The 18,770-nt window shown below is 70.4% G+C and carries 15 protein-coding genes; 4 read left to right on the top strand and 11 right to left on the bottom strand.

Annotation, left to right across the window (positions count from 1 at the left end; translation table 11 throughout):
* Nucleotides 1-273 precede the first annotated feature (273 nt).
* Nucleotides 274-822, top strand: a complete 549-nt coding sequence (locus R0232_RS04080) for a hypothetical protein (RefSeq protein WP_431511311.1) — start codon at nucleotides 274-276, stop codon at nucleotides 820-822.
* Nucleotides 823-832: 10 nt separating this feature from the next.
* Here the strand turns inward: R0232_RS04080 and R0232_RS04075 are convergent, their stop codons facing one another.
* From R0232_RS04075 to R0232_RS04030, 10 genes are all read right to left on the bottom strand, one after another.
* A complete protein-coding gene (locus tag R0232_RS04075; RefSeq protein WP_208508485.1) occupies nucleotides 833-1,459 on the bottom strand; it encodes a transposase in 627 nt (208 codons plus the stop codon).
* 8 nt (nucleotides 1,460-1,467) lie between these two features.
* Nucleotides 1,468-2,724, bottom strand: coding sequence for a substrate-binding domain-containing protein (locus R0232_RS04070; RefSeq protein ID WP_431511310.1), 1,257 nt, complete (start codon nucleotides 2,722-2,724; stop codon nucleotides 1,468-1,470).
* Between the two features lie 206 nt (nucleotides 2,725-2,930).
* Nucleotides 2,931-4,175 (bottom strand): substrate-binding domain-containing protein, encoded by a 1,245-nt coding sequence (locus R0232_RS04065; RefSeq protein WP_208508487.1) that lies wholly within the window; start codon nucleotides 4,173-4,175, stop codon nucleotides 2,931-2,933.
* Between the two features lie 647 nt (nucleotides 4,176-4,822).
* On the bottom strand, nucleotides 4,823-5,599 hold the full coding sequence (locus tag R0232_RS04060) for an enoyl-CoA hydratase/isomerase family protein (RefSeq protein WP_431511309.1): 777 nt from the start codon (nucleotides 5,597-5,599) through the stop codon (nucleotides 4,823-4,825).
* Entirely contained in the window at nucleotides 5,596-7,581 is a 1,986-nt protein-coding gene (locus tag R0232_RS04055) for an acetyl-CoA carboxylase biotin carboxylase subunit (protein ID WP_431511308.1), read from the bottom strand. The genes R0232_RS04060 and R0232_RS04055 overlap by 4 nt, the downstream gene beginning before the upstream one ends.
* A 17-nt stretch (nucleotides 7,582-7,598) precedes the next feature.
* A complete protein-coding gene (locus tag R0232_RS04050) occupies nucleotides 7,599-9,221 on the bottom strand; it encodes an acyl-CoA carboxylase subunit beta (protein ID WP_431511307.1) in 1,623 nt (540 codons plus the stop codon).
* A gap of 82 nt (nucleotides 9,222-9,303) precedes the next feature.
* Nucleotides 9,304-10,221 carry an amidohydrolase family protein gene (locus tag R0232_RS04045; protein WP_431511306.1) on the bottom strand — a complete coding sequence of 306 codons (918 nt, stop codon included), beginning with the start codon at nucleotides 10,219-10,221 and terminating at the stop codon, nucleotides 9,304-9,306.
* Between the two features lie 67 nt (nucleotides 10,222-10,288).
* Nucleotides 10,289-11,182, bottom strand: a complete 894-nt coding sequence (locus tag R0232_RS04040; RefSeq protein WP_431511305.1) for a phosphatidylglycerol lysyltransferase domain-containing protein — start codon at nucleotides 11,180-11,182, stop codon at nucleotides 10,289-10,291.
* A complete protein-coding gene (locus tag R0232_RS04035) occupies nucleotides 11,179-12,012 on the bottom strand; it encodes a TIGR03084 family metal-binding protein (RefSeq protein ID WP_431511304.1) in 834 nt (277 codons plus the stop codon). The genes R0232_RS04040 and R0232_RS04035 overlap by 4 nt, the downstream gene beginning before the upstream one ends.
* 24 nt (nucleotides 12,013-12,036) lie before the next feature.
* Nucleotides 12,037-13,212: an acyl-CoA dehydrogenase family protein gene (locus R0232_RS04030; protein ID WP_093350878.1), complete on the bottom strand. Its 1,176-nt coding sequence runs from the start codon at nucleotides 13,210-13,212 to the stop codon at nucleotides 12,037-12,039.
* Nucleotides 13,213-13,365: 153 nt separating this feature from the next.
* On the opposite strand from R0232_RS04030, the gene R0232_RS04025 reads away from it, so the two are divergent.
* Complete coding sequence (locus R0232_RS04025; RefSeq protein ID WP_431511303.1) at nucleotides 13,366-15,177, top strand: acyclic terpene utilization AtuA family protein; 1,812 nt, start codon at nucleotides 13,366-13,368, stop codon at nucleotides 15,175-15,177.
* 46 nt (nucleotides 15,178-15,223) lie between these two features.
* Here R0232_RS04025 and R0232_RS04020 read toward each other — a convergent pair whose 3' ends face one another.
* A complete protein-coding gene (locus R0232_RS04020; RefSeq protein WP_093350872.1) occupies nucleotides 15,224-15,904 on the bottom strand; it encodes a response regulator transcription factor in 681 nt (226 codons plus the stop codon).
* A 302-nt stretch (nucleotides 15,905-16,206) separates the two neighbouring features.
* Between R0232_RS04020 and R0232_RS04015 the strand changes: the two genes are divergently transcribed.
* Nucleotides 16,207-17,538, top strand: a complete 1,332-nt coding sequence (locus R0232_RS04015) for a DotU family type IV/VI secretion system protein (protein ID WP_431511302.1) — start codon at nucleotides 16,207-16,209, stop codon at nucleotides 17,536-17,538.
* A 16-nt stretch (nucleotides 17,539-17,554) separates the two neighbouring features.
* Entirely contained in the window at nucleotides 17,555-18,754 is a 1,200-nt protein-coding gene (locus tag R0232_RS04010) for a type VI secretion protein IcmF/TssM N-terminal domain-containing protein (RefSeq protein ID WP_431511301.1), read from the top strand.
* Nucleotides 18,755-18,770: the final 16 nt, after the last annotated feature.

The following is an 18,770-nucleotide window of genomic DNA, read 5'->3' as shown; positions in this document are numbered from 1 at the left end:
GCGACCGTTTTTCTAGACGAGTACCAACTGGCAAACCCGCAGACCGATCTTCGAAATTCTTGGCGGCCGAGTGTTTTCTTTCGTCTGACGGCCGACGGCGCAGGAACGATGGGCGGCAGCCGCCGCCACCGACGGATTGCGGGAATGGGTCCGCGCATCCGTCTATAGGAGAGCAGCTCGCCGAAGCTCCCTCCACATCCTCGAAAACACTATCAGATGACGATAAAAGCGGCTTTACGCCGTTGGCTGTCCCCGGGCGATGCGGCATCGGCGGTGCCCGCCTGGGCGCCTTCGGCCGCCCCGCACGCCTGGACCGATGCCCCCGACGCGCCCAGCGCCCTGCACTGGCGCGCGCCCTGGCGGGCGTGCCTGCCGGCCTCGTGGCTGATGGCAACGGCGATGGCACCGAGCTTCTGGCTCGTGGGCACGCTGCTGGCGATCGATGCACGCAGCGACCACCCCGCCTTCTGGTTCTCGCTGCCGGGCATCGTCGCGCTCGTCAATGCGGTGAGCATCGCGCGCATCAACCAGCGCCAGCACCGGCAGCCCTATGCCTGCCGCGAGACGCTCGCGCTGCACTACCGCAGCATGAGCCGGCACCTGGGCTCGGCCCTGTTCCTCGCGGCCGGCTGGGGCAGCGGGTTCCTGCCCGACATCACCTGGCCGGCCGCGCACGGCCCCGCCACACTGGCCGCGGTCGCCACCGCGCTGCTGTGGAACCTGCTGCTGGCCTGGTTTTTCGGCTGGCTCTCGTTCGCGCACGCGGGCGGGGTGCATGCGCGGATCGGCTTCGTCTATCCGGAGCGAGGCCCACGGACCTAGAGTCGGCGCATCAGCGGCCCGTCGTGTCGAGGTGCTGGGCCCGCAGGGTGCGCAGCAGGCCATGGTTGATGCGGAACTCCTCCGAGCCGCCCTGGAGCAACGCACTGTTGGCCAGGCAGCGGAAGACGATGCCCACCACGTGCGAATGGGCGCTGACCTTGTTCATGTCCTGGACGAAGGCGCGCGGCTCGGGCAGCGGCTCGGAGCGCAGCAGATAGCCGACGAACCAGCGCCACAGCATGTTGTAGCCCAGGCCCTGGCGCACGCGCTTGGGGTCGGGCAGCGAATAGACGATCTGCAGCAGCCAGGCGCGCACGATGATCCGCGCATCGGCGACGCTCGCGCATTGGGCGCTCAGTTCGTCGAGGACCGGATCGTCATCCGACAGCAGGCCATCGATCGCCGTGCGCAGATCGACCAGCCCGTGTTCGCTCTGCACGAAGGCCTCGAGCCCGTCGTTCTCGAGCCACAAGGCATGCGAGACGATCCAGACCCAGGGTTCGCCATAGCGGTCGACCAGCACCGGCGTGGTCTGCGCGATCTCGGCCTGCTTCGACAGCTCCTTGTCCAGGGCATGCATCGGGATGCTGCTGGGCTGGCCGTAGGGGATGTTGAATCTCGGTTTTTTCTCTTTCATCATCCGTCTCAGATCGGGCGGCCCTTGCCGGTGCAGACGTCCGGGTTGCCGATGCGCTGCACGCTGTTGGTGGCGAAGAAGGTGTTGTAGATGGCCGTGCGCCAGTGGGCCGGCAGCTTGATGAAGGGATGCACGACGTCGCTGTTCGCGCTGCCGTAGTGCTGGGCGAAGAAGTTGCGAATCCGGGTGTTGTCGGCCGCGCTGGCATAGCACTGGCTGAAGATCAGGTGGGTCGCACCCACGATCGGATAACCGCGCGAGGGATTGGCCAGCGGGCTCACGCCGGAGGCCACGTAGCCGATGCCCCAGTTGCGGGCCTGCGTAGCGGCCGGCCCGGTCGGGGGGAGGATGGCGCCCGCACTGGCCGGGGTGCCGAGCGCCGCCGCGACGTCCACCTGCGACGGCAGAAAATTCTGCAGCACGCCGCCGCTCGCGCGGCTGATCGCCACGACCTTGGCCGGGTCGCCGAGGGCCACCTTCTCCGGGCTCACGTAGGCGATCGCATAGGGAGTGGCCAGCAGGGCCGCCATCACGCCATCGCTGCCGGTCACGGGGATGTACTTGCTGGTGTTGCCGACGTTCACGACCGATGCGTAGCTGCTGCCGACCGAAGGCACCAGCACGTTGTTCACGGCATTGAGATGGCGCAGGAAGATTTCGGTCGTGCCGCTGCTTTCGGCGCGGTAGATGACCTTGATCGGCTGGTTCAGGCTCGAGAGACCGGCGACCTGGTTCCAGTGGGTGATGGTCGGGTCGGCGAAGATCTGTGCCAGTTGGGCACTGGTCAGGTTCACCGAGCTGCGGCCCGGGATGTTGTAGGGCACGGTCACCGCCGCGAGAACGACCGGAACCTGGATCAATGGGCCGAAGCGCGCCCTGCCCAGCGTGGGGTGCGCGTCATAGGCGGTTTCTTCGGCCGCGGTCACCAGCGAGTCGCTGCCGGCGTAATCCACGGTCACCGGCGTCGGGTAGAACGGCACGTTCGGCGTCGACGCATTGGCGTCATGGTTCCAGACCAACAGGTTCGAGTTGTTCTGGAAGAACGCGCTCTTGCCCGCGCCGCTGCCCACGCCGACATAGGCGTTGAAGCCGGGAACCGGCGTCCTGTTCAGGATGCCCGTCGTGCCGACGGGAAACTGCGCCTTGCCATAGAGACCTTCGGGCAAGGTTCCACCGCCACCCACGACCTGGGCCGATGCGGCAAGGGCCCACGTCATCGCACCGACGACGAGCAGCGCCTTGCACTGGAAGACAGGGAATTTCATTGACCACTCCTCGAGCGGTTGTCCAACAGAGATCCGAAGGGATTGCGCGAGCACGGTTCGCCCACCCACTTTTGCAGGGGCGATCGATGCCCTGCTGAAAGTTCGAAGGTCGGCCAGACACGAATGTCTGGCCGACCTGAACGAAGGGTTGGAAGCGAGCCCGCGGCGCCAAGCCTGACGGGCCTCTCAAACCCTAGGCATCACACTCAGGCCGGACGGCCCTTGCCGGTGCAGACGCTCGTGTAGCCGATGCTCTCCGGGCTGGTCGCGGTGTAGAAGGCGTCGAAAACGGCGGTCCTCCAGTTGGCCGGCAGCTTGATGAACGAGTGCGCGGTGATCGCGGCATCGTTGTCCGTGGTGTTGTAGTGCTGGCGGAAGAAGTTGCGGATGCGGACGTTGTCGGCCGCGCTGGCATAGCACTGGCTGAAGATCAGGTTGGTCGCGCCAACGATCGGATAGCCCGCCGAGGGATTGGCCAGGGGGCTCACGCCGGACGCGACGTAGCCGATGCCCCAGCTGGTGGCCGGCGCCGAAGCGGCCGGGGGATTGATGCCGGTCAGTGCGGCCGTCACATTCACCTCGGTCGGCAGCAGGTTGCTCGTCACGCCGCTGATGGTGCGGGTGATGGCCACGACCTTGGTCGCATCAGCGAACGCAACCTTGTCCGGGCTCACGTAGGTGATCGAGTAGGGGTTGGCAGCCAGGGCAGCCACCACGCCGTCGCTGCCGGTCGCGGGGATGTACTTGCTGGTGTTGCTGACGTTCACGACCGAGGCGTACGTGGTGCCGACCGAAGGCACCAGCGTGTTGTTCACGGCGTTGAGGTGGCGCAGGAAGATCTCGGTCGTGCCGCTGCTTTCGGAGCGATAGATGACCTTGATCGGCTGGTTCAGGGCCGAGAAGCCGGGGACCTGGTTCCAGTTGGTGATGGTCGGGTCAGCGAAGATCTGGGCCAGCTGGGCGCTGGTCAGGTTCACCGAGGTACGGCCTGCGATGTTGTAGGGCACGGTCACCGAGGTCAGGACAGCCGGCACCTGGATCAGGCGACCGAAGCTCGTCTTGCCCAGCGTGGTGTGAGCGTCGTAGCCCGATTGTTCGGCGGCGGTCACCAGCGAATCGCTGCCAGCGTAGTCGACGGTCACTGCCGGCGAGTAGTAGGGAGCGCCGCCAACCGTCAGCAGGCCCGAGTTGTTCTGGAAGAAGGAGTTCTTGCCCGCGCCGCTGCCCACGCCGACATAGGCGTTGAAGCCCGGGCTGGGGACCGTGCCCGCAGCCGTCTTGTTCAGAATACCGGTGCTCGACGTCGTGGCAGTCAGGGCCTTGCCATAGAGGCCTTCGGGCAACGTTGCACCGCCACCCGCGACCTGAGCCGAAGCGCCCGCGGCCATGGTCATCACACCGACCGCGACCAGCGCCGACAGCGCGTTGCGCTTGAAATTAACGGAAATCATCGAATTGCTCCTAAACAAACTGAAAAAGTTTGAGAAAAAATAAGAACCGAATGAGCAGATCTCGGGCACCTCTTCGCCGACAAATACAGCGTCCCAATACCCTTGAATCAACATGCCGCCATTGCCTTGGCGACAAATCGAGTTTGAAGATCGTCGATGACGCTCAGTTGAAAAATTCACCGGAACACGGCTTCAATTTCACCCGAACTTTTCGGTGAGAAAGACGAGGCGGGGAGGACGGCCGAGGACAGCGAAAGGCGTGCTGGGTCCTCGGAAAAAATCGGCTAACCCGTTGATTCTGCGAATCAAAATTCCGATGCCCTCACCGACAGGCGGGCGTCGCGCGCGGGGTTGTCACCGTCCGGAAACGGGCATCCGATGCGCCGTCTTCCCGAACATCGAGAAGAGACACCCGAACATCTTTGGACATGAGCGCTTTTGGACTCGTTTTCGAGTTCGAATCCGATGACTCACGCCAGCCCGGCATGCAGCGCGCAATGCGCCGAATCGGCATCGAATTGACATGCCGTTGCCGAACACAACATCTCGGAGCAATGTTTGCGCCGGACGTTCAATGCGCCGGCGCTAATTCCGGACATTGCGTCCGGTCATCGATTCGGCGCATCGGCGATGCGCGTGCGAAGCGCTCAGCGTCCGGTCCAGACCGGCCTGCGCTTCTCGTTGAACGAGGCCAGCCCTTCCTTCGCATCCTGCGTGCCCGCGAGCAGCGCGATCTGTCCCTCGGTGAAGGCGATGCCCTCGTCGAAGGACATGGCCTCGAGCGCGCGCATCGCGTACTTGCCGCGGCGGATCGCGGTCGGCGACTTGTCGGTCAGGCGCTCGAGCAGCCATTGCGTCTTCGCATCGAGTGCGTCGGCCGGCACCACGTGGTTCAGCAGACCGGCTTCCTTCGCCTCGGCCGCGCCGAAGGGCTCGCCGCTCAGGCACCACTCGCGCAGGGTGCGGCGCGGCACGATGCGCTGCAGCAGGCTCAGCACCTGCATCGGGAACAGGCCGATCTTCACTTCGGGCAGGCCGAACTGCACCGTGTCGGCGGCCACCGCGAGGTCGGTCATGCACAAGAGGCCGATGCCGCCGGCCATGCAGGTGCCGTTGATGCGCGCGATGCTCGGCAGGGTGCCGTTCTGCGTCTCGCGCAGCAGGTCGGCATAGTCGAGCGTGGGCTGCGCGAGGTCGAACGCGAAGCCCGCGCCGGGCTGCAGGTCGCCGCCGGCGCAGAAGGCCTTCTCGCCCGCGCCGGTCAGCACGATGGCGCGCACCTCGCGATCGGCATGCGCGAGGCGCCAGCCTTCGCGAATGCCGGCCACCACCTCGGCGTTGAGCGCGTTGCGCTTGTCGGGACGATTGATGGTGATCCAGAAGGCGCGGTCGCGCTTCTCGTGCAGGACGGCGGCGGTGCTCATGGCGCGACTCCTTCGGCAACGGGGGCATCGACCTCGATCTCGGCCACGACACGGCGCGCCTCGACCTGGTCGCCGATGCGCACATGCAGCGCGGCCAGCCGGCCGCTCACCGGCGCGGCATGCACGTGCTCCATCTTCATCGCCTCGAGCGTGAGCAGCGGCTGCCCCGCGCGCACGACCTGGCCGGGCTCGGCCAGCACCGCGACCACGCGGCCGTTCATCGAGGCGCGCAGCTTGCCGTCGCCGCCACCCGCGCCGCCCTGGCGCGCGGAGGCCGCACGCGTGGTGTCCTCGATGCGCAGCGCACGGTCGCGGTACTGCAGCCACAGCTGGGTGCCGTCGCGCCAGTACGCGGCGCTCTCGTGCACGCCATCGCAGGCGAAGCGCACGCCGTCGTCGCCGTGCTCGATCAGCTCGATCTCAAAGGCCTGCGCATCGAGCGTGACCTGGAATCGGCGCGACGCGATCAACGCGACGCTCGCATGCCGCGTCTGCCCCGCGAGTTCGAAGCGCAGCGAGATCGGCAACTTGTGCGGCAGCCGTCGCGCCTGTGTGTCATCGGCGCGCTCGTACAGCAGCACCGCCGCGAGCGCCGCCGCGCGTGCGGCTACGGCCTCGTCGGCCTGCAGCAGCGCCGCCTGGTGCTCGCCGATGAAGGCCGTGGTGGCACCGCCCGCCGCGAACACCGGATGCACGAGGCAGGCGCGCAGGAAGGCCTGGTTGGTGGTCACGCCCAGCGCCACCGCGTCCTCGAGCCCCGTGGCCAGCTTGCGCCGCGCCTCCTCGCGCGTGCGGCCATGGGCCACGAGCTTGGCGATCATCGAGTCGTAATACGGCGGCACCTCGGCGCCCGAATGCAGCGCATGCTCGGCGCGCAGTTGCGGCGGCATCCGCCACAGCGCGAGCGTTCCGCTCTGCGGCACGAAGCCCTGCGCCGCATCTTCCGCGCACAGCCGCACCTCGATCGCATGGCCCTCGAAGCGCACGTCCTGCTGCGCGAGCGGCAGCGGCTCGCCCGCGGCCACGCGCAGTTGCAGCTCCACCAGGTCGAGGCCGGTCACGGCCTCGGTCACCGGATGCTCGACCTGCAGCCGCGTGTTCATTTCCATGAAGTAGAAATTTCCGTCGCCGTCGAGCAGGAACTCGAGCGTGCCCGCGCCCTCGTAACGGATCGCCTTCACGGCCGCCACCGCGGCCGCGCCCATGCGTTCGCGCAGCGCGCCGTCCACCGCCGGCGAGGGCGCCTCCTCGATCAGCTTCTGGTGCCGTCGCTGCACCGAGCAGTCGCGCTCGCCCAGGTGGATGGCATGGCCGTGGCGATCGGCGAAGACCTGGATCTCGATGTGCCGCGGCTGCGCGATCGCGCGCTCGAGGATCACCTCGGGATCGCCGAAGGCGCTCTGCGCCTCCGAGCGCGCGCTGCGCAGCAGGGGGGCGAACTCCTCGGCCGACGGCACCAGCCGCATGCCGCGCCCGCCGCCGCCGGCCGTGGCCTTGATCATCACCGGGAAGCCGATGCGCGCGGCCTCCTGCGCGAGCCGTTCCTCGCCCTGGTCCTCGCCCTGGTAGCCCGGTATGCAGGGCACGCCCGCGGCCTGCATCAGCGCCTTGGCGCCGGCCTTGTGGCCCATGGCCTCGATGGCCTCGCCCGAGGGGCCGATGAAGACCAGCCCGGCCTCCCTGCAGGCGCGCGCGAAGGCGGCGTTCTCGGCCAGGAAGCCGTAGCCCGGGTGCACCGCGTCGGCACCGGTGCGGCGCGCGGCCTCGACGATGGCCTCGATGCGCAGGTAGGACTGCGCGGGCAGCGCCTCGCCGATGCACACGGCCTGGTCGGCCTCGCGCACATGGCGCGCACCGGCATCGGCGCTCGAATACACCGCCACCGTGCGGTAGCCGAGGGCGCGCGCGCTGCGCATCACGCGCAGCGCGATCTCGCCGCGATTGGCGATCAGGATCTTGTGGAAGGGCGTGGCCTGGGTCATGGACTGCTTCCCCTCGCTCATGGCCGCGCGACCGAGAACTGCATCGGCTGCGGCTCGCGCAGCTCGGCCTCGTGGCACACGGCCAGCAGCTTCGCGAGCACGGCGCGCGTGTCGCGCGGATCGATCACGCCGTCGTCGAGCACGTGCGCGCTGGTGGTGAACACGCTCATCTGGCTGTCGAAGCGCTCGACGATGCGGCGCTCCATCTCCGCGAGCTTCGCGCGGTCGACCTCGCCGCCCTTGCGCCGCATCGCGGCCTCGGTCACGTTGACCATGGTCTGCGCCGCCTGCTCGCCGCCCATCACGGCGGTGCGCGCGTTGGGCCACGAGAAGCAGAAGCGCGGATGGAAGCCGCGCCCGCACATGCCGTAGTTGCCGGCGCCGAACGATGCGCCGCAGTAGATCGTGATCTGCGGCACGGTCGCGTTGGTCACGGCCTGGATCATCTTCGAGCCGTGCTTGATCATCCCGCCCTCCTCGTGCGCGCGCCCGACCATGAAGCCGGTGGTGTTCTGCAGGTAGAGGATCGGCGTGCGCGACTGGCAGCAGGCCTGGATGAAGTGCGCGGCCTTGGTGGCGCCCGCGTTGTCGATCGGGCCGTTGTTGGTGACCACGCCCACGGGCAGCCCTTCGATCTTGAAGTGGCCAACCACGGTGGCGCTGCCGTAGCCGGCGCCGAACTCGAGGAACTCGGAGTCGTCGGCGATGCGCGCGATCACCTGCTTCATGTCGACCGGCCGCTTGAGGTCGGCCGGCATGATGCCCAGCAGTTCCTCGGCGTCGAAGCGCGGCGGCTTGAAGCGGCGCGACGGCGGCGCCGGCAGCTCGCGGTTCCAGTCGATGTGGGCGAGGATCTCGCGCGCGATGCGGATCGCGTCGCGGTCGTCCTCGGCCAGGTAGTCGCCGAGCCCCGACACCGAGCTGTGCATCAGCGCGCCGCCCAGTTCCTCCTCGGTCGCGATCTCGCCCGTGGCGGCCTTCAGCAGCGGCGGCCCCGCGAGGAAGGCGCGCGAGCGGTCGCGCACCATCACGATGTAGTCCGACAGGCCGGTCTGGTAGGCGCCGCCCGCGGTCGAGGAACCGTGCGTGACGGTCAGCACCGGCAGGCCGGCGGCCGACAGCCGCGCGAGGTTGCGGAACAGGCTGCCGCCGGTCACGAATTCCTCGACCTTGTAGGTCATGAGGTTGGCGCCCGCGCTCTCGACCAGCTGCACGTAGGGCAGCCGGTTCTCGAGCGCGAGTTCCTGGATGCGCAGCTGCTTCGGGATGCCCATGGGCTGCAGCGCGCCGGCGTCGATGCCCGAGTCGGAAGCATTGACCATCACGCGCAGGCCCGAGACCTGGCCGATGCCCGCGATCACGCCGCCGCCGGGCACGCTCTTGTCGAGGTCGGGGTTGTCCAGGCCCAGCCCGGCGAGCGAGCAGAGTTCGAGGAAGGGCGTGCCGGGGTCGAGCAGCAGCGACAGCCGCTCGCGCGGCAGCAGCTGGCCGCGTTTCTCGAAGCGTTCGCGCGAGCGCTCCGAGGTGGCGGCGGCGCGCTGCTCGCAGCCGCGTACGCGCTCGAGCAGCGCGAGCATGTGGGCGCGATTGGCCTGGAAGGCTTCGCCGTGGGGGGAGAGGGTCGATTCGATGGTGGCCATGGTCTGCGGAAGAGTCCATGGCAGCTTAGGCAGCGCCCCCCGGGGCGTCTTGTGCCCAGTGGCTGTGCCCCCGAACGCGGGATCAGCGCACGCCGAACAGCCCGGCCGCGTTGTCCCATGCCACGCGCTGCGCCACCGCGGGCGGCAGCTCGCCGAGCCAGCCGCGGTAGCCGCGCATCAGCTCGTCGTAGGCGCTCCAGCGCTGGTTGACCCAGGTGTCGGAGCCGATCAGGAAGCGATCGGGAAAGGCCAGGATCAGCTCGCGCCACGGCGCGCACAGCGTGCCGCCCTCGCAGACCAGACCCGGTCGGTACGACAGCTCGCCCATCAGCTTCGGATAGCGCTCGAGCATCTGGCGCACGCGCGCCACCGGCGTGCCGCCGATGCCGGTGTGGGCCCAGATCAGCCGCGTGTCGCGGCCCTGGCTCGGCGTGTTGGCCATCAGCAGGTCGACTGCCTCGTCGTCCACGTGCGCGAGCACCGCGAGCTGCCTGCGCTCGGCCAGCGCCATCAGCTTCTTCGCGACCGGGCCGTTGGCATTGGCGCTCTCGTAGAGATGGAACTCGCCGATGCCGCGGTAGGGTCCGCTCGCGGTGCCGCGCTCGAGTTCGGCCAGCACCATCTCGTGGATGCTCTCGTCGCGGAACCAGTTGTTGTAGTCGGCGCGGTTGCGGTACAGCCGCACGAAGGGCACCACGGTGACGCCGGCCTCGCGGGTCTCGCGCAACGCCGCGAGCGTGCGCGTACCGTCGTTGGGCCGCGAGTTGCCGACGATGGCGCGCACGCCGTTGCGCTGCATGCGCGCGAGCGCCTCGGCCGGCGGGAACGGGCCGCTGCTGCCGTTCCAGGCCTCTTCGTTGTAGTGCAGGTGGGTGTCGAACAGCGGGCCGGTGTAGTCGGCGGCCTGGGCCGCGAATGCGAAGCCGGCGGCGACAGCGGCAACGACCGCGGATGCGGCGCGCGTCCAGCGTCGATGAAGGGAATCGGTGGTCCGGGTCATGCGGGCTCCTCGCGGCGGATGCGGTCGGTACGGTGGGCGGCGGAAGAATACCCGCCGCCGCGCCGGCTCAGCGCAATAACCGTGCCCTGAACTTCTGCACCATCGCCGCCGGCGCGTACGAGCGCTTGCTGCGCCGGAAGCCCGCGATGCCCATGTCCTGCTCGAAGTTGAGCCAGCGCACCGGCCGGCCGAACCGGGCCTCGAACTGCTGGCAGAAGTGCTGGAACATGTGCGGGTAGATGCCCGCGTGGCTGTCGAGCCCCTTGGCGAAGCGCATCGCGAACACGCCGGGCTGCAGTTCCTGCGCGAGCACGAAGCCCAGCGGTTCGTCGTGCGCGAAATGCACGAAGCCCTCGAGCCCGAGCGCCGCCGCATCGGCGATGGCTGCGCGGCACGGCGCCTCGTCGGCTTCGCCCGCGGCCTTGCCCTTCTGCGCCATCCAGGCCTCGAGCACGCGCAGCGCGGCACCGGCCGAGGCGGGACCGAAGGCCTCGGCGCGCGGCGTGCACTGCGCGAGCAGCTGCCGCACCTGGCTGCGCTTCCAGGCCAGCGCGCGGCCGGCGTAGTCGGCGAAGCGGCTGGCGTCGTAGAGGTAGTCGGCGTCGTCGGGCGAGGCGCTCAGCGCGAAGCGGTCGGCGCTCAGGCCTTCGATGTCGCGCCGCGACAGCGGATAGAAGCAGTCGTGGTCTTCGAGCATCGCGGCCAGGGCCTCGGGTGGCGCCTGCGGCAACGCGAACAGCGGGATCAGGTGGCGCGTGCCGTCGTAGGTGCGGCCCGAAATGCGCGGCCAGCCGTCGTCTTCGGGCCCGATATAGCGGTAGTCGTGGGCCTCGCGGAACAGCCAGAGGTTCGAGAACGTCAGGTCCGACAGGCAGCCCTCGGCGCCGCCCGCGCGCAGCCGCGCGAGCGCCGGTTCGATCGCCTCGCGCAGCGCCAGCGACAGCGGCTGCCCGGCGCTCATTCCGCGTCGTAGACCACCGCGCGCACGCCCGGCGCCGGCGGATCGGCCGGCGGCCCCGCGAAGCACTGGGCGATCGACAGCCACTGCGTGGCGCTGCCCGGCGTGCAGCGCAGCGCGGTGTCGGCGAGGTGGCGGCGCTGGGTCACGACCAGGCAGAAGTCGAGCGCATCGCCGCGCACCGATTCCGCCGAGGCCGGATCGCCCCAACGCCAGGTCTGGCCGCCGGGCGCGTCGAGCTCGATGAAGGGCGCGGGCTCGGGCACCGGCAGCTGGCGGTTGACGAAGGTCCAGCCGAAGGTGGTGGCGCCGATGTGGGCGATGTGGCGCAGCCGCGCGCTGGCCGGCCGGCGCCGGCGCATCAGGTCCCAGATGTCCTGGCCATGGGCCCAGGTCTCCATCAGCCGCGCGGTCGCGAACGAGCGCGCGCTCATCATCGGCCCGTACCAGGGCAGCCGCGCCTTCGGGTCGAGCGCCGCGAGCGCGTCGGCCAGCTGCATCGAGATCGGCTGCCACAGCGCGAGCATCGCGGGTCCGTCGAGCGAGCCGTACTTCTCGCGCGCCAGCGAGCTGATCTCGCGGCCCTGCGCGAACTGCGCGTTGAGTGCCGCGGCATCGCGCACGAAGGCCTCGGGATCGTTCAGCGCGAGCATCGAGGTCTGGTCGAAGAAGCACAGGTGGGCGATCTCGTCCCAGGGCGACCAGCCGTAGAACACGCTGGGCGCGCGCCACTGCTCGGGCGTGAGCGTGGCGCACAGCGCGGCGAGCTCGACGTACTCGTCGCGCAGGTCGCGCGCGGTCTCGGCGTTGGGGCCGTTCGTCGAATCGTTCATCGTGTGCGTTGTCCTTCTCGTGCTTCAGAGCCCGAGCTGCCGGGCCGCCAGGTCCTTCATGATCTCTTCCGATCCGCCGCCGATCATCATCACCTTGACCTCGCGGTAGATGCGTTCGCTGCGCGTGCCGCGCATGAAGCCCATGCCGCCCAGCAACTGCACCGCCTGGTCGGCGCAGAACTGCATGGCCTGGGTCGCCTGCACCTTCGCGAGGCACACGCGCGCCACGAGTTTCGCCGGATCGGCCAGGCCGTGCTCGATGCGGTAGGCCAGGTCGTAGACCAGGGTGCGCGCGGCATCGACGCGCAGGGTCATGTCCATGAGCTTGTGGCGCACCACCTGGCGCTCGGCCAGCGGCACGCCGAAGGAGACGCGCTGCCGCGCCCAGTCCACCGCCTCCTCGAGGCAGACCTCGGCGAAGCCGCAGGCCAGCGCCGACATCAGGAGGCGCTCGCCGTTGAAGTTGTTCATCACCAGCTTGAAGCCCTGGTTCTCCGTGCCCACCAGGTTGCGCGCGGGCACGCGGCAGTTCTCGAAACGCAGGTGCGCGGTGTCGGAGCTCCACCAGCCCATCTTCTTGAGCGAGGTGCGCGCGAGCCCCGGCGTGTCGCCCTCGATCACCAGCAGCGAGATGCCGCCCGCCCCCTTGTTCGCGGGATCGGTGCGCACGGCGGTGGTGATGAAGTCGGCGCGCACGCCCGAGGTGATGAAGGTCTTCTCGCCGTTCACCACATAGTGGTCGCCGTCGCGCACCGCGGTGGTCCGAAGCGCCGCGACGTCGGAGCCGCCCGAGGGCTCGGTGATCGCGAGCGCGGCGATCTTCTCGCCGGCCAGCACCGGCGGGATCACGCGCTGCTTGAGTTCCTCGCTGCCGGCCTTGAGGATCGGCGGCAGCGCGATGCTGTGCGAGTTCAGCGAGGCCTGCACGCCGCCCGCGCCGCAGCGCGCGAATTCCTCGGCCACGATCAGCTGATGGAACAGGTCGGCCGGCGTGCCGCCGAGCGCCTCGGGATAGCCCAGGCCCAGCACGCCGAGCCCGGCCGCGCGCCGGTAGAGCTCGCGCGGGAAGGTCTCGGCCTCGTCCCATTCGGTCACGAAGGGCGCGATCTCGCGTGCCACGAAGGCGCGCAGGCCGGCACGGAAGGCTTCGTGCTCGGCGGAGAAGTAGAAAGGCAGCGGTGGGGCGTCCAGGAATTCCATGGTGTCTCCTTGGCGCACGAGGCTAGCGGCGGGCGCCCCGCCGGTCTTGCGCCAACAGGCTGCGCCCGGCGACGCGAGGCGCAGCGACTCGACGCAAGCCGCGCCGCGCCCGTCTCGCTAAGCTGGCCCTTCCATCCGCCACCGAGGACCGCCATGCCTTCATCCACCACCGCACCGACCAAGACCGTCCGCATCGGCGGCGCCTCGGGCTTCTGGGGCGACAGCATGGTGGCCGCGCCGCAGCTCGTGCAGCACGGCCGGCTCGACTACCTGGTGTTCGACTACCTGGCCGAGACCACGATGGCGATCCTGGCCGCGGCGCGCGCGAAGAAGCCCGAGCTCGGCTACGCCACCGACTTCGTCGAGATCGCGATGAAGCCGGTGCTCGCCGAGATCAAGCGCCAAGGCATCAAGGTGGTGAGCAACGCCGGCGGCATCCATCCGCAGGGCTGCGCCGCCGCGCTGCGCGCGCTGGCCGAGGCCCAGGGCGTGCCGCTGCGCATCGCGGTGGTCGAGGGCGACGACCTCGGCGCGCGCATGGCCGAACTGCGTGCCGCGGACACGCGCGACATGTTCACGGGCGAGGCCCTGCCCGAGAAGGTACTGAGCGCCAACGCCTACCTGGGCGCGCTGCCGATCGCCGCCGCGCTGGCCGCGGGCGCCGACGTGGTGATCACGGGCCGCTGCGTCGACAGCGCGGTCACGCTCGGGCCGCTGATGCACGAGTTCGGCTGGCAGCCCGGCGACTTCGACCGGCTGGCCTCGGGCAGCCTCGCGGGCCACATCATCGAATGCGGCTGCCAGGCCACGGGCGGCCTGCACACCGACTGGGAAGACATCCCCGACTGGGCGAACATCGGCTACCCGATTGTCGAATGCCAGGCCGACGGCAGCTTCGTCGTGACCAAGCCCGAGGGCACGGGCGGCAAGGTGATCCGCGCCGCGGTGGCCGAGCAGCTGCTCTACGAGATCGGCGACCCCGGCGCCTACCTGCTGCCTGACGTGAGCTGCGATTTCCGCGCCGTGACGATCGAGCAGGAGGGCCCCGACCGCGTGCGCGTGGGCCCCGCGCGCGGCCGCGCGCCGACGCCGGCCTACAAGGTCTCGGCCACGCAGCTCGACGGCTTCCGCTGCGCGGGCAGCCTGGTGATCGTGGGCATCGATGCCGAGCGCAAGGCGCGGCGCACGGCCGAGGCGATCCTCGAGCGCACCGGCGGCATCCTCGCGCGCCTGGGCCTGGCGCCCTTCACGCGCAGCCACATCGAGGCGATCGGCGCCGAGACGCTCTACGGCCCGCATGCGCGCACCCACGGCGTGCGCGAGGCGATGATGCGCGTGGCGGTCGACCATCCGCAGAAGGCCGCGCTCGAGATCTTCGCGCGCGAGATCGCGCCCGCGGGCACCTCGTGGTCGCCGGGCACCACGGGCCCCGGCGGCGGCCGGCCCTCGGTGTCGCCGCTGGTCAAGCCCTTCGCGTTCCTGCTGGCCAAGGAGCAGGTGCCGGTCGCGTTCGCGATCGACGGCGAGCGGCAGGCCGTGGCGATCCCGCCGGGCGCGGGCGATGGTGCCGCGCCGCCGATGGCGGAACCGCCGCCCTTCGCCGACGACGGCGGCGAACAGGTCGAACTGCGGCTCATCGACCTGGCCTGGGCGCGCAGCGGCGACAAGGGCGACCTCTCGAACATCGGCCTGGTGGCGCGCCGGCCCGAGTGGCTGCCGCTGCTGTGGTCGCGCGTCACGCCCGAGGCGGTGGGCGCCTACTTCGCGCACCTGGTGCACGGCAAGGTCGAGCGCTTCCACCTGCCGGGCATCGCGGCGATGAACCTGCTGCTGCACGGGGCGCTCGACGGCGGCGGGCCCTCGTCGATGCGCATGGACCCGCTGGGCAAGGGCATGGGGCAGATGCTGCTCGACATGCGGGTGAAGGTGCCGCGCGCGGTGGCGCAGGCGGCGCAACGGCGCTGAAACGAGAGGGGCGGCCCGAACGGTCTCGGGCCTGGGTCAGGTCAGGTCAGGCCTGCGCTTCGGTCAAGGCCTGTGCCGCCACCACCGCCTCGGTGCGATTGCGCACGTTGAGCGCGCGGAAGATCGCCGCGAGGTGGATCTTGACCGTGCCCTCGCTGATGCCGAGGCTGCGGCCGATCAGCTTGTTGGGCTTGCCCTGCGACAGCAGCTGCAGCACCTCGACCTGCCGCTCGGTCAGCACGTTGCGCAGGTGCTCGAGCGTCTGCGAGGAGGCCGGCGCGCGCGCGGTGTCGGCGCCGGGCTGCGGCGCCACGCCGGCCACGATGCCGGGCGGCAGCGCGGTCAGCATCATCGGCGGCACGTAGACGCCGCCGGCCAGCACCAGCCGCACGGCCGACAGCATGACCTCGGGCGAATAGGCCTTGGGAATGAAGCCGAGCACGCCGCGCTCGAGGGCGGCGCGCATGATGGCCGGGTCCTCGTAGCCCGACAGCACGATCACCGGCACGGCCGGATGGCGGCGGCGGATCTCGTCGATGTGGGCCTGCCCGTCGGCGCCGGGCATGTTGAGGTCGATCAATGCCAGGTCGAGGTCGTCGGTGGCACCGGCGAGCAGCTCGTCGACGCTCATGACCAGCACGAACTCGATGCCGGGCTCCAGCTCGGACAACTTGGCCTTGACCGCTTCGATGACAAGCCGGTGGTCGTCGGCGATCAGAATTTTCATGACTTAAGGCCTTTCAACGCTTGAGAAGGGGTCACGAAGCTCGCCCCAGCGTGCATTGACTCAGCGACCGCCGACGATACCGGCGAATGCCCCGCGCAGCAAGGCTGGCGCGCTCCACGAACGGCATAGGCCCCAAGCGATATGGCGCCCCCCGGGGCCGCTGAGAAGAATGATCGTCAACCCGAAGGAAGCGAGACATGGGCATGTGCCAACGAAGCAGGCGCCGGTGCGGGGCATCTCTCGTGCGGCGCCCCGCGCTGCCTGCGCGCCTCGCCGCGGCCTGAGCCGGCGCGCGTGTCTTCATGGCCCGCCTGATCGACTGCTATTCGGCCTTCGTCTCGTTCGGGCTCGCGCTCGATGCCGCGATCGCCGCGAACCGCCCCGCGCTCGCGCACGACGCCGCGCAGGTCCAGGCCCGCCAGCTGCTCGACGCGGCGCGCGAAAGCGCGCGCGCCGCGGCCACGCCGCTTCTGCCCGCGCAGCTCGAATCGGCCGCCTTCGCGATGGTCGCCTGGATCGACGAGATCCTCGCGCGCCACCCGGGCGCGGGCCGGGGCGCGGCACCGCTGCAGGTGCAGCTGTTCGCCTCGAACAATGCCCACAGCGAGTTCTTCCACCACCTGTCGGCGCTGGGCGCGCGCGACGACGAGGTGCGCGAGGTCTACTGGCATGCGCTGGCGCTGGGCTTCAAGGGCCAGTACTACTTCGAGCACGGCGACCGCGGCGAACTCGGCAAGCTCAAGGACCTGCACGCACGCCAGCTGCGGCAGCAGCCGCTCGCGCTCGGCAGCCTCGCGCAGCAGCACATCACGCCCCAGCCCTACGACGGGCCCGACCCGCCGGCCCCGATCGACATGCACCGGCGCGACCGCTCGCTGCTGCGCGCGAGCGCGGCGCTGGCGCTGCTGGTGCCGCTGCTCTACCTGCTGTGGGCCTGGCTGGCGGGCGCGCCGCGGCCCGAGGCCGACCTCGCGCAGCGCGTCGAGCAGCAGCTGCAGAGCTACGCCTGCGCCGACCTCGCGGTGGCGGTGGAAGCCGGCGGCACGCTCAAGGTCAGCGGCTTCGTCTCGCTGCCGGCCGACGTGGCCAACGTGCAGCACGACGTGGGCCAGCTGCCGGGCGTGAAGGCGCCGCGCTTCGAGCTCGGCGTGCGCGTCTGGCCGCACTGCGAGGTGTTCGCGATCCTCAAGCCCTACCAGGCACGCAATGCCGACAAGGCCTACGGCCTCGGGCTGGACCTGCCCTCCGCGCGGCAGCGCCGCCTGCGCGAGGGCGACACGGTGCGCGTGGAGGTCACCGCGCCGCGCCACGACAGCGTGCTGTGGGTCGACTACTACACCGCCGACGGCTCGGTGATGCACCTCAACGCGGGCCGCGCGCCGACCCGCCTGCATGCCGGCGAGAAGCTGGAGCTCGGGCGCGACATCCCCTCGAGCTGGCTCGTGAGCCCGCCCTTCGGCAGCGTGCTGGTGACCGTGATCTCCTCGCCGATGCCCTTCCACGAGACCGCCGACCGGCCGCCGTTCGAACTGGCCTCGGCCTACCTGCTGCAGCTGCGCGAGGCGCTCGCGGCCAACAAGGGCGGCGACCGGCTGATCGCCGACTTCGTGTTCCTCGAGACCGAGGCGCGCTGACGCGCGCGCCGCCGCCATGCACACCCTGCCGCCCGCCCACCTCTTCTGGCCGCTGCTCGCGCTGTGCGCGCTCGGCTTCGCGGTGCTCTGCGCCGTGGTGCGCGATGCCGGGCGCGGCGCGCGCCGGCGCGCGCTGCAACAGCGCATCGCCACGCTGCGGCCGCCCTCGCGCGCGGCCGATGCGCAGGCCGTCGAGCGCCTGCACGAGGCGATGGCGCGCGCGCAGCAGCGGCTGCGGCTGGCGCCGCGCCCGCGCGCCGCCGGCGAGAGCCTCGATGACGAGGACTTCGGCCGCTGCGCGACGCCGAGCGCGCCATGGCTGCTGTTCCTCGGCGATGCGGCCGCCGACCTGCCGGGGCTGCTCGCCGCCTCGCCGCTCGATGCGGACCCGTCGGACGACGCGCCGACCGGCCCGGTGCGCAGAGGCTGGCGCTGGTGGACCGGCGGTGCCATGGCCGCCATCGAGATCGATGCGCGCGTGCTCGAGGACCCGGCCGACGCGCCGCAGTCGCGCGCCCTCTGGCTCGCGGCGCTGCTGGCGCTGGCCGAACGCCGCGAGCGTCTGCCGTTGCACGGCATCGTGGCCTGCATCGGGGCGCAGGCGCTGCGCGAGGCACCGGCCGACGCGATCGCCTTCCGCATGCGCATCGCGCGGCTGCGCCGGCTGGTCGAGGAGGCGGGCCGCACCCTGCGGCTGCAGTTGCCGTTCTACCTCGTGGTCACGGGCCTCGAAGGGCTCGAAGGCTATGGCGCGCTGCGCGGCACGCTGCCGCCCGAGGTGCTGGCGCAGGCCCTGGGCCATCGGCTGCCCGTGGAACAGCCGATGCCCGATGCCGGCAGCGCCGCCGAGCGGCTCGATGCGGTGTTCGAGCCGATCGCCGCGCGGCTGCATGCGCTGCGCATGGGATTGCTGCGCGAGCAGTCGGGCGCTTCGGGCCGGCTCGCGGTGCATTCGTTCGTGGAGGGGGTGCGAAGCCTGCAGCCGGGGCTCAGGCTGGCGGCCGAGGCGCTGTTCGACAGCCATGGCCGCAAGGCGCGCGAGGCCCGGGGATTGCGCTGGCGCGGCCTCTACCTGACGGTGGCCGGCGGCGCGGCGGGCGGCAATGGCGCCTTCACGGGCGACCTGTTCCATCGCTTCCTGCCGGCGGACGCCTCGCTGGTGCGTCCCGGCCGGCTGCCGCCCGCGGACCGCGACACGGGCCTGGACGCGATGTGAACGCCGCCCGACCCCG

The sequence above is a fragment of the Variovorax sp. DAIF25 genome (genome assembly GCF_050711835.1).
In the GTDB taxonomy this organism is placed as follows: Bacteria; Pseudomonadota; Gammaproteobacteria; order Burkholderiales; family Burkholderiaceae_C; genus Variovorax.
The sequence above is the reverse complement of the archived record's forward strand: the minus strand, read 5'-3'. Positions and strand labels throughout refer to the sequence as shown.

What these genes read in the sequence shown, in the direction of transcription:
- R0232_RS04075 (WP_208508485.1), bottom strand. Translation starts at nt 1,459, where the DNA reads ATGAAAGAGAAAAAACCGAGATTCAACATCCCCTACGGCCAGCCCAGC.
- R0232_RS04070 (WP_431511310.1), bottom strand. Translation starts at nt 2,724, where the DNA reads ATGAAATTCCCTGTCTTCCAGTGCAAGGCGCTGCTCGTCGTCGGTGCG.
- R0232_RS04065 (WP_208508487.1), bottom strand. Translation starts at nt 4,175, where the DNA reads ATGATTTCCGTTAATTTCAAGCGCAACGCGCTGTCGGCGCTGGTCGCG.
- R0232_RS04060 (WP_431511309.1), bottom strand. Translation starts at nt 5,599, where the DNA reads ATGAGCACCGCCGCCGTCCTGCACGAGAAGCGCGACCGCGCCTTCTGG.
- R0232_RS04055 (WP_431511308.1), bottom strand. Translation starts at nt 7,581, where the DNA reads ATGACCCAGGCCACGCCCTTCCACAAGATCCTGATCGCCAATCGCGGC.
- R0232_RS04050 (WP_431511307.1), bottom strand. Translation starts at nt 9,221, where the DNA reads ATGGCCACCATCGAATCGACCCTCTCCCCCCACGGCGAAGCCTTCCAG.
- R0232_RS04045 (WP_431511306.1), bottom strand. Translation starts at nt 10,221, where the DNA reads ATGACCCGGACCACCGATTCCCTTCATCGACGCTGGACGCGCGCCGCA.
- R0232_RS04040 (WP_431511305.1), bottom strand. Translation starts at nt 11,182, where the DNA reads ATGAGCGCCGGGCAGCCGCTGTCGCTGGCGCTGCGCGAGGCGATCGAA.
- R0232_RS04035 (WP_431511304.1), bottom strand. Translation starts at nt 12,012, where the DNA reads ATGAACGATTCGACGAACGGCCCCAACGCCGAGACCGCGCGCGACCTG.
- R0232_RS04030 (WP_093350878.1), bottom strand. Translation starts at nt 13,212, where the DNA reads ATGGAATTCCTGGACGCCCCACCGCTGCCTTTCTACTTCTCCGCCGAG.
- R0232_RS04025 (WP_431511303.1), top strand. Translation starts at nt 13,366, where the DNA reads ATGCCTTCATCCACCACCGCACCGACCAAGACCGTCCGCATCGGCGGC.
- R0232_RS04020 (WP_093350872.1), bottom strand. Translation starts at nt 15,904, where the DNA reads ATGAAAATTCTGATCGCCGACGACCACCGGCTTGTCATCGAAGCGGTC.
- R0232_RS04015 (WP_431511302.1), top strand. Translation starts at nt 16,207, where the DNA reads ATGGCCCGCCTGATCGACTGCTATTCGGCCTTCGTCTCGTTCGGGCTC.
- R0232_RS04010 (WP_431511301.1), top strand. Translation starts at nt 17,555, where the DNA reads ATGCACACCCTGCCGCCCGCCCACCTCTTCTGGCCGCTGCTCGCGCTG.